Raw genomic sequence first — 10,431 nt, forward strand, 5'->3', positions numbered from 1 at the left:
GCACTGAGTGCGCGCCTAGGGCACGCACGATCGTGTTGCCCTGATGTACGTCAAAACCGCTATCTCCCCATGGCGACAGACTGCGCAACGCAGTCTGACCCAAGTCATGGAGAGCACATGTTTCCCGAGTCCCGCGACCTGATCACCGAGCTGAAAGCCCGCGATCCGCATTTTTCCCGCCTGTTCCATCGTCACAACGAATTGGATCAGGAGATCAAGAACATGGAGTCGGGCATCGCTCCCGCCGCGGATATGGCGATCGAGCAGCTCAAGAAAGAGAAGCTGCTGCTCAAGGATCGGCTCTACGTCATCCTGACCCGCGCGTCGGTCTCCTGAGCGCGCGCTCGATTGCATTCCCTCGCGCCACGCTCGTGGCGCCTTTCCTTCCGTTGCTCTGCCAAGGATGACGCCATGTCGTCTGCCACCATCGATGTCGTTCCCGGCGCATCGCCCGACCAGGCCATGGTCGAATCCGATCTTTCCCAGGAATCCGCCGCCCGAATCGCGGCAAACAACGAACGTTCGACCATTGCGCATGCCATGGCCTCTGCCCAGGCGTCGCTTGCCGAAGGCGTGCGGGACGTGTTCGAAGAAGCGGCGACTCAGGACGCCGGCTCGCTGTTCGACAGTGTGAAAACCATGATGGATGGTCTTTCGCCGGACGACGCCGAACGGCTGCGCAGTCTAGTGCTGGAAGGGGATCCGGGCCTGCGCAATGGCACGACCCGTCGCCATCCCGATGACGAGCTCGCACCGGGTTGGCGCAAGGGTGAATATCCGTACCGGCACAAGATGTCCCGTCGCAATTACGAGAAGCAGAAGTACCGGCTCCAGGTCGAGCTGTTGAAGCTGCAGTCATGGGTGCGCGAAACGGGCCAGCGCGTGGTGATCCTGTTCGAAGGACGCGACGCTGCGGGCAAGGGCGGCGCCATCAAGCGCTTCATGGAGCATCTCAATCCGCGCGGCGCCCGTGTCGTGGCGTTGGAGAAGCCCACCGAGGCCGAGCGCGGCCAGTGGTATTTCCAGCGCTACATCCAGCATCTGCCGACGGCGGGCGAAATCGTGCTGTTCGACCGCAGCTGGTACAACCGGGCGGGCGTCGAGCATGTGATGGGTTTCTGCGAGGCCCGTGAATACGACGACTTCATGCGCCAGGTGCCCGAGTTCGAACGGCACCTGGTGAGCAGCGGCATCCATTTGTTCAAGTTCTGGTTCTCGGTGAGCCAGGCTGAGCAGCGTCGCCGATTCGACGAGCGCAAGCTGCATCCGCTCAAGCAATGGAAACTCAGTCCGGTCGACCTTGCATCGTTGGACAAATGGGACGCATACACGCAAGCGAAGGAGGCGATGTTTGCGCACACGGATACGGCCGACTCGCCATGGATCGTGATTCGCTCGGACTGCAAGAAGCGGGCGCGAATCAATGCCATGCGCCACGTGCTCAACCGCCTTTCCTATACGCGGCGCGACAGCCAGGTGATCGGGCTTGCCGATCCCTTGATCGTGGGACGTGCGTTGTTCGGTTAGCGAGCGGCTGGCGCTGCTGTTTCCAGGCCTGCGGCGGGAATGCCGCGGGCTTTTTTGTGCCTGCGGCGCATGGCGAATCCGCTCGAATCAGTGGCTGGATTTAGTTTCAATTTATATTTGTCAACGCGACACGCTTTTGTTGAGGGAAGGCGGCGCAAGTATTTTCGCTTTGCCTGCCGGCACCTGTCGCTTCGATGGGATTGCCCGGCTCGAGATTTGAGATCGAGCTAAATCACCCTGGACGGGGCTTCCCGAAAAAACCGAGCGCTTGGTCGCAAAATAACCAGATGTCATAAGACGATGAATTGCCGCGAATTATGCGGCGATCCTGTACTTGGTAGTTTCTGCAAGGCGCGCGCAAGCAACGCAGGAAATGGCGTTTCATACTGCGTTATTCGCATTAATTTACATGTCAGTTCCCGATTATTCGCCGGATTTACCGTCATTGACGCTTCGAATTTTCTTGATTAGCGTCAATAAATCCGTCGATGGGAGGGTTGACGGATGGTCCTTGGCGGCGGGCAACCCATTCGATGGCTGCGCGTCGCCAGCAAGTCACTGCCAGGGCATGCCGTTCCATGGAATGGCAGGGGGAAGACAAGTCCCGGCGCGCATCGGATCGCAAGACAGTCACCCGTGTTGAGGCCGTGCCTGCACGGCAAACAGAGCTCATGCGGCGCGTACGCGCTGCACAGGGCGGTTTTGTCCTCAAAAAATGTCAAGGAGACAAGAATGACTGTTTCTATCGATTTGCGGGGAAAGGCTTTTCGCAAGGCGCTGCTGCCAATGGCCGTGGCATTCGCGATGGCCGGATCGGTACATGCGGCTGGAAGTGACGGATGGGTGGGCGTTCGCACCCAGGCGGCGATGACGCGGACTTCCGAGCCCGCCCCCGCCGCCACTGCCGCAGCCGCAGCCGCGCATGCCACCTGGACGCTGAGCATGCACGGCGCGCCCACCGTGGACGCCGCGACGGTGTCGCCGTTGGAAGCGAGCAAGCCGGTGCATGTGGAGGTAAGCCTCAACCTGCACAACGTGGATGAGCTTGAGGCGTTCCTGCATGCCGTCAACGATCCGGCGAGCCAGCAGTACCACCATTTCCTGACGCCAGCGCAGTTCAAGGCGCGCTATTCGCCCACCGACGCCGAGGTCGCGCAAGTCACCGCGCATCTGCGCCAGTCGGGCTTCACCAACGTGCAGGTGTCGGGCAACAATCTGCTGGTGTCGGCCGATGGCAATGCGAATACGGTGAGCGCGGCGTTCCGCACCACCATGCGCACCTTCGCGTTCGGCGGCAAGCAGCGCATCGCCAACGATTCGGCCGTGCAGGTGCCACAGGCCCTGGGCGGCATCATCGACTCGGTGCTGGGTCTGCAGAACCTCAATGTGCCACACACCATGCATCACATCGTCGGTCCCGCTCCCGGCGGCGGCGCGAATCACGCCAATGTGCTGGCGGCCGCTAGCCAGGTTTCGCACAGTCCCAGCGATTTCCCCGCGATCTACGACGCGGGCAGCACACCGACGGCATCCAACACCACGGTCGGCATCGTCACCTGGGGCGACATGACCCAGACCATCACCGACCTCAAGAGCTTTACCACCAAGGCTGGCATGAGCACGGTCACCACGCAGGTGGTGAAGACCGGCAGCAACAGCTATGCGGATGACCCAGACGGCGACGGCGAGTGGAACCTGGACAGCCAGACCATCGTCGGCACCTCCGGTGGCGTCGGCACGCTGGTGTTCTACTCGGCGCCCAACTGCTCCAACGACAGTTGCCTCACCGATGCAGCCATCACCGCCGCGTACAACCGCGCCGTCACCGACAACGTGGCCAAGGTGATCAACGTGTCGCTGGGCGAGGACGAATCGGCCGCTAACAGCTCGGGCACGCAGGCGGCGGACGACCGCATCTTTGCGCAGGCGGTCGCGCAGGGCCAGACGTTCTCGATCGCTTCGGGCGACGCGGGCGTCTACCAGTGGTCCAGCGATCCGGTGGAAGGCGCGCCGGGCTATGTCACCAATTCGGCGGGCACGGTGGAGATTTCCCTCAGCCATTACTCGGTGAGCGAGCCGGCCTCGTCGCCGAACGTGGTGGCGGTGGGCGGCACCACGCTGAGCACCACGGGCACCACCTGGAGCGGGGAGACGGTGTGGAATGAAGGCCTCGCCGCCGTGGATTCATCCAACGGCGACAACAACAAGCGCCTGTGGGCCACGGGCGGTGGCGTCAGCCTGTACGAGGCGGCGCCGGCATGGCAGACCACGGCGCTGGGTTCATCGGTGACCAAGCGCCAGGTGCCTGACGTGGCGTTCGACGCCGCGTCGGCCACTGGCGCGAACATCATCATCCAGGGACAGACCTACCAGATCGGCGGCACCAGCCTGGCCTCGCCGATCTTCGTCGGTATCTGGGCGCGCATCCTCTCGGCCAACAGCAACACGCTGGGCCTGCCGACACAGAACATGTACGCGCACTTCCCGTCGGATGCCTCGCCGCTGCACGACGTCACTTCGGGTAACAACGGCTACAACGGCTACGGCTACGCTGCCAAGGCTGGCTACGACAACTCCACCGGCTGGGGCAGCCTGGACATCGCCAAGTTCAACAGCTATGTCACGCAGTATTGGGGCGGTGGTGGCGGCACGGGCGGCACGCCGACGGCGAACTTCAGCTTCGTCACCAGCGGACTCACGGCGACTTTCACCGACAGCTCCACCGACAGCGGCGGCAGCATCTCGTCGCACTCGTGGACCTTCGGCGATGGCGGCACGTCCACGGCCACCAGCCCGAGCCATACGTATGCGGCCGCGGGCACCTACAGCGTGTCCGAGACCGTGACGGACGGCACCAGCGGCAAGACCTCGAGCAAGACGTCGTCGGTGACGGTGTCGTCCACCGGCTCGCCGTCGCAACTGCTGGTGAACCCGGGCTTCGAGACCGGCACAGCCAGCCCGTGGACGATGAGCGCCAGCGTGCTGTGCAGCAACAGCAGCTGCAGTGGCGAGACGGCCCACGGCGGCAGCTGGTTTGCGTGGATGGATGGCTATGGCCGGACGCACACCGATACGGTTTCGCAGAAGGTGACGATCCCGAGCGGCAAGAGTTCGGCGACGCTGTCGTTCTACCTGCACATCGACACGGCGGAAACGAGCAAGACGAGTGCGTACGACAAGCTGACCGTGCAGGTGCTCAACAGCAGCGGCACGGTGTTGAAGACACTGGCGACGTATTCGAACCTCAACGCGGCGTCAGGTTATGCGCAGCGCAGCTTCGACCTCAGCGCGTATATCGGGCAAACGGTGACGATCAAGTTCACCGGCACCGAGGACTCCTCGCTGCAGACCTCGTTCGTGCTGGACGATGCGGCCTTGAACGTGCAGTAAGTTTTCATGGCAAGCAAAAAGGCCCGGTCATCGCTGACCGGGCCTTTCTTTTTTCCGGAAGCAGCCGAGCCTAGCCGTTGCTTTCCTCGAAGCGATTCGCCTCGCGGTTCTTGCGTACCTTGGACGGATCCCACACGCGGCCGTTCATGGTGATGTAGACGCCATCGGGCAGCGTCTGCACGGCGGCCACGGCGCAGCCGATGTTGAACACGGCATCGGAGCCCTGGAAGCGCGCGGGGTTCAACGCGCCGGTAAGCACGATCACCTTGCCCTTGAGGCTGGCCAGCTCCTGCGCGGTCTCGACCATGGTGTCGGTGCCGTGCGTGACCAGTACGTGGCGATGCGGCTGCGCCTCGATGGCGGAGCGCACCAGCGCACGGTCCTCATCGGTCATGTGCAGGCTGTCTTTGCGCAGGATCGGGATCACATCGAACTGGAAGGCCACGCCGAGCTGGCCGAGGATGTCGCCGATCTGCGGCGAGCCGATCTTGTAGTCCGACTTGTCGTCGAAGTAGATCTTGTCGATGGTGCCGCCGGTGGTGACGATGGTCAGATGCTGCATGGTCGATGGTCACAAGATGGGGAGACGTGCATTTTAGCCGCTGCCGCCGCGCGCTGCTCAGTGGGGCCCCAGCAGTAGGGCAGTGTCGGTCGCATCGGTGGTCCCCAGTCGTGACAGGCCATGGGCCACGAAGCGTCGCAGGGCTGCCCCTGAGCGCGCGCCGCCCTTGGGCGCGGACCACGTGTCATGGCGTGCCAGCAGCGCCGCGGCCGCGCAGCGCGCCAGCGTGATGGCCAGGCCGCGCGCACCGGCTTCCAATGCGTCGCGTCGGCCCGCATGGCGTTCCAGGCAGGCCGCCGACTCGTCCAGCGCGCGATGGATCTCCCGGCGTGCGTGGGCGTCGATGCTGTCGGCCAGCCAGCCCTCAATGGCGGTGCGCAGCGCGGTGAACTGGTCGCCGGCCAGGGCGCGCAGGCTGTCGAGCGACAGCACGTTGGTGGTGCCTTCCCAGATCGCATAGACCTGCGCGTCGCGCAAAAGCTGGGGCAGGCCCGTGTCCTCGATGTAGCCCGCGCCGCCGAAGCATTCCAGCGCCTCGGAGCACAGCTTCACGGCCATCTTGCCGGTCCACAGCTTGGCCAGCGGCGTGAGCAGGCGCAGCAATCCGGCTTCATGCGGGTGGGATGCGCCGTGTTCGACGCGGCCCAGCAAATGCGCCACCTCGAAAGTGAGCGCGAACGCCGCTTCGTACTCTGCCTGCATGTCAGCCAGCGTCTGCGCATGCAACGGTTGTTCGATCAGTGGATGGCCAAAGGCGTGACGCCGCGTGGCGTAGTCGCGCGCAAGCGACAGTGCGCGCGCCATGCTGGCGGTGGCGCCGACGGCGTTCCAGGTGCGCGTGATGTTGAGCATCGGCGCCACCTGGCGCACGCCGTTGGCCAGTTCGCCCAGTGGCCACGCGGGCAAGCCGTCGAGGTGGATTTCCGCCGTCGGAAGTTCGTGCGTGCCGAGCTTGTCCTTGAGCCGGTCGATGATGAGTTCGGGCTTGCGCCGCTCGCCGTCCATCGTTTCCACGTAGAACAACGCCAGCGCGGCAGGACCTTGGCCCGCGCCCTCGGGGCGGGCGAGCGCGAGCGCCATCTCGCCGACCACGGCGGAGCTGAACCATTTGCGGCCGTGCAAGCGCCATTGTCCATCGGCGTCCTGGCGCGCGATCGTTTCGGTGTTGCCCACGTCCGAGCCGCCGGTGTTCTCGGTCATCCATTGGCCGCTGAGCCAGAAGCTGCCGGCATCGCGGCTGAGCAGATGGGGTAGCGCGCGATCCAGCAGTGCCTGGTTGCGCGACGCCTTGAGCGCGGTCGCCGCGCCGTCGGTCATGGCCAGTGGGCAGCTGTAGAACTCGCTCGCCACGTGATAGAGGAACACGCGTGCGAATTCCTCCAGCCGCGAGTGCTCGTTCGCCTCGTGGCCGGCGGCGAGCACGGCATGGCGCGTGGTGATGTGCGGGCCTTCCTGCCACGCCTGCGTGAGCTCGATGCGATCCACGCGATTGCCCCAGGCATCCCACTGCGTAAGCACCGGCTTGCGGCGGGTGCTGGTGCATGCGCGCTGCCACTCCATTTGCGCGTAGTCGCCCAGTGCCTGCAGGTCAGCGTCGATGGCGGCGCGACGCGCGGGCGGCAAGGCGCGATCGAGCATGGCGCGGAACAGGCGATCTTCCCGGTACGGATGCGTCAGTTGCGGCGGATCTTGCACGAAACCCATGGTCGGCCCTCGTCGGATCGGTCGATCGAGTATAGGGGCGGCGCTGTCGGCGCCCGGTCGAGGTGAACTCAGCCCGGGCGGATCGCGCCGAAATCGACCAGGTCTTCCTGCTCGCCGTTGACGTACAGGCGCAGCTGCCGATGCGGGTAGTCGCACACGTCCTGCGCGAGACGCTGGCCCATCACCAGCAATACCAGCGGCTCGCTGCCGTGGTTTGTCAGCACGTGCGCGGGTCCGTTGTGCGCGAAGCCGAGGAAATCGCCGGGGCCGACCGCGTGCGGCATGTCGTCGATGAGCGCCGTGCCTTCGCCCGACAGCACGTAGACGCATTCTTCCTCGTACAGATGGCGGTGGTATTCGCTGGAGTCGTGGCCCGGCATCAGTTCGATGCGGTGCACGCCGATCTGGCTGAGGCCAGTGGCGTCGCCCAGTGACTTGCGATGCCGGATGCCGTTGGGATTGAGCGGATGAACATTGACGACCGTCGTCATGGCCTCGATGTCGGCGGCCTTGAGCAGCTGCTTGGGTGTGCCCATCGCGAGACTCCCGGGTGGCGGTCACCCAAGCGTATCGCGACCGGCTCAGGGTTTGACGAAGCGCAGGATGAAGCGGTCGGTGTGGCCGCGCACGGACGGATCGCGCAGGCCCGCCGTATGCGGGTCATCAGGATTGCGCAACGCATCGCTTTCGCCGTCGAGGCGGAAGCCCGCGGCGGCGAGCTCCGCCTTCACGACCGCCGGGTCGATGCGATGCAGGTCGTCCGTGTGGGCGACGCCGGTGCCTGGCGCGGCGGCATGGTCCAGCACGATCAGCGTGCCGCCTGGACGAAGCGCATCGAGCAGCATGCGATCGAGCTTCGCCATGTCGGGCGAGCCCATGAAGGGATCATGGAGGTCGTGATAGTTCTGCGAGGTCCAGACCAGGTCGACCTTCTCCGGCAACGACATCGACGCCACCGGCTGCAGCAGTACCGCCACGTTGTCATAGGGCGGCTGGCCAGCGAAGCCGCGCAGACTTTGCAGTCCCTTGGGCGCGGCCTTGTCCATCTCCGCCGGTTGCAGCGCATAGACCTTGCCGCGGGGGCCGACCAGCGTGCTGAAAAGACGCGTGTAGTAGCCCGTGCCCGGCATGAGGTCGACGACCCTGTCGCCGGGTCGCACGTTCGCAAAGGCCAGCACGTCGGCAACGTGGCGATCGGCATCCTGCGCGCGGTCCTCGGCAGGTCGATGGCTGTCGGCGATGGCCGCGGTGACGCCGGAGGGAACCTGCGCATGACTGGCAAGCGCGAAGGCTAGGCCAGCGGTCATCAGCATGAGTGTGCAGCGACGCATGGTGGCGTTCCCCTAGTGGACGACGTTGAGGGCAATCGCCGGCGTGATGGATGAGGGCGTGCGATGACCGCCGAAGATCACGCGGGTACCAAGCAGCACGCCGATATTCGGCGTCCAGTTGTATTCGACGGCCGGTGCGACGCCCCAGTAATCGCTGGTGCCCGAGTTCATGTGCAGGTTGCGCGGCAAGGGCGGGCCGCCGAACGGATCGATGGTGTCGGCACCGGTGACGCGCGTGTTGCCGTTGTGGTTGTACAACCCATCCATTGCCAGCACCCAGCGGCGCGTGAGGCTGTATTCCGCGGCGACGTCGATGCCGTAGCTGTTGCCGGGTCGCGCCTGCCCGGAGAACGTGTTGCCGGTGCCGTACACGCTCACGCCGTGCACCTTCGTGCTGCCCGACCACGATGCCGTGAGGTTGAGGCGCAGGCGCAGGATGCGGCCGTTGCGCAGCCACACGTAGGTCTGCGCATTGAAGCCCAGCGTAGTGGTGTACACACCGCTGCCCATGCCGTCGGCGGGGCGGCTGCCGAGGTGGTCGTAGTCGCCGGTGGGCAAGGTCTCCTGGATCATCAGGGCCGTGCTCGGCACCCAGCTGCCCTCGTGGAAGTGGGTGAACTGGTATTGCGCCTGCAGGGTGAAATCGCCCAGCCCGATGCCACTGCTGTTCGCGCCGCCGTCGACGCGGTTGTAGCCGAACACGGGAATGATCCCGATGCTGAAATTGTTGGCCAGGCCATACACCAGGTAGGTGCGCGAACCGTAGCTGTTGGCGTTCGGGGTGCGCACATCGTACAGGTAGGGCTCGGCCAGCACGTGACCGGGTGAACCTGTCTCGGGAGAGTTCGCCATCATCGGACCTGTCCACCAGGCGTCTTCGCGCGACTGCTGGTAGACCTCTTCCGACGCAGGCAGTGGGGTTGCCGACAGCGGGAGCGAATCCAGCAGACACAGCAGCGCGAAGACGACCAGGCGGAGCAGGGCGGGGACCGGGCGATGGGCCTTCACGAGAACTTCCATGGACGGGACAGGCGCCACGCTATGTCCGGGAGCGGTCGGCTGGAATATCCACTTTGCTAAGATTCGATATGACCACTTTGGGCCCATGGCAGTGCCTTTCGGAGATGGCCCCAGAGAAGACACGGCGAGGCCCTGCGGGCGCCATCCGGAGATTGCGATGACCCGTGCAAGCGCGAGTTTCCTGCCACCGGTCGCGGTGGACCCGGCGTCGGGCACCCCGATGTACCAGCAGCTTTCCGACTGGTTCCGCCGGGCCATTCTCGATGGCCATCTGCGACCCGGGCAGCGCGTGCCTTCCTCGCGCAACCTTGCCGGAGAGCTGCGGATTTCGCGTATTCCGGTGCTCAGCGCCTACGACCAGCTGCTTGCCGAGGGATACCTGGAAACCTTTACGGGCTCGGGCACCCGCGTGGCGCGGGCCATTCCCAGCGGCGTCCCGGCGGTGCGGCGCAGCCGGGCGACAACGCCGGGGCTGCCATCCGCCACCTCGCGGCGCATCGCCCGTCGCAGTGCGCAACTGGAAGGCCCGGAGCAGACCTGGCTCGACAATCTCGGCGCGTTCCGCGTGGGTCTGCCGGCCCTGGACCGCTTTCCCACGGCGGTGTGGGCGCGCCTGCTCAACCGCCATGCGCGGGCGCTGGACATGGAAACGATGAGCTATGGCGATCCGGCGGGCCATGGCCCGTTGCGCGAGGCCGTGGCCGATTATGTCGGCGTATCGCGTGCCGTGCGTTGCGATGCTTCGCAGGTGCTGATCACCACGGGATCGCAGCAGGCCTTGCAGATCTGCGCGCACGTGCTGCTGGATGACGGCGACCGGGTGTGGATGGAAGACCCCGGCTATCCCGGCGCGCATCAGGCGTTTCGCGCCGCGGGCGTGCAGATGGTGCCGGTGCC

9 protein-coding genes are annotated in these 10,431 nt (G+C 65.1%); 4 read left to right on the top strand and 5 right to left on the bottom strand.

Annotated elements, in window-relative coordinates; genetic code table 11:
- The first annotated feature begins 117 nt into the window (after positions 1 to 117).
- The 3 genes from VFG49_RS13770 (at position 118) to VFG49_RS13780 (ending at position 4,917) form a co-directional block, all read left to right on the top strand.
- Complete coding sequence (locus VFG49_RS13770) at positions 118 to 336, top strand: YdcH family protein (protein WP_324861434.1); 219 nt, start codon at positions 118 to 120, stop codon at positions 334 to 336.
- Between the two features lie 75 nt (positions 337 to 411).
- On the top strand, positions 412 to 1,527 hold the full coding sequence (ppk2, locus tag VFG49_RS13775) for a polyphosphate kinase 2 (protein ID WP_324861436.1): 1,116 nt from the start codon (positions 412 to 414) through the stop codon (positions 1,525 to 1,527).
- A gap of 732 nt (positions 1,528 to 2,259) precedes the next feature.
- A complete protein-coding gene (locus VFG49_RS13780) occupies positions 2,260 to 4,917 on the top strand; it encodes a protease pro-enzyme activation domain-containing protein (RefSeq protein WP_324861438.1) in 2,658 nt (885 codons plus the stop codon).
- A 70-nt stretch (positions 4,918 to 4,987) separates the two neighbouring features.
- Here the strand turns inward: VFG49_RS13780 and VFG49_RS13785 are convergent, their stop codons facing one another.
- The 5 genes from VFG49_RS13785 to VFG49_RS13805 form a co-directional block, all read right to left on the bottom strand.
- Complete coding sequence (locus tag VFG49_RS13785; RefSeq protein WP_324861439.1) at positions 4,988 to 5,479, bottom strand: asparaginase domain-containing protein; 492 nt, start codon at positions 5,477 to 5,479, stop codon at positions 4,988 to 4,990.
- Between the two features lie 57 nt (positions 5,480 to 5,536).
- Complete coding sequence (locus VFG49_RS13790; RefSeq protein WP_324861441.1) at positions 5,537 to 7,183, bottom strand: acyl-CoA dehydrogenase family protein; 1,647 nt, start codon at positions 7,181 to 7,183, stop codon at positions 5,537 to 5,539.
- Between the two features lie 68 nt (positions 7,184 to 7,251).
- Positions 7,252 to 7,719 carry a cupin domain-containing protein gene (locus VFG49_RS13795; RefSeq protein ID WP_324861443.1) on the bottom strand — a complete coding sequence of 156 codons (468 nt, stop codon included), beginning with the start codon at positions 7,717 to 7,719 and terminating at the stop codon, positions 7,252 to 7,254.
- A 45-nt stretch (positions 7,720 to 7,764) separates the two neighbouring features.
- Entirely contained in the window at positions 7,765 to 8,514 is a 750-nt protein-coding gene (locus tag VFG49_RS13800; protein ID WP_324861445.1) for a methyltransferase, read from the bottom strand.
- Positions 8,515 to 8,526: 12 nt separating this feature from the next.
- The gene (locus VFG49_RS13805; RefSeq protein WP_324861447.1) at positions 8,527 to 9,522 is read right to left on the bottom strand and encodes a transporter; all 996 of its coding nucleotides are present in this window, start codon (positions 9,520 to 9,522) and stop codon (positions 8,527 to 8,529) included.
- 169 nt (positions 9,523 to 9,691) lie between these two features.
- Between VFG49_RS13805 and VFG49_RS13810 the strand changes: the two genes are divergently transcribed.
- Positions 9,692 to 10,431: PLP-dependent aminotransferase family protein (locus VFG49_RS13810; RefSeq protein ID WP_324861449.1), on the top strand; the 740-nt coding region annotated here is incomplete at its 3' end.

The sequence above is a fragment of the Dyella sp. genome, assembly GCF_035685885.1.
GTDB lineage: Bacteria > Pseudomonadota > Gammaproteobacteria > Xanthomonadales > Rhodanobacteraceae > Dyella.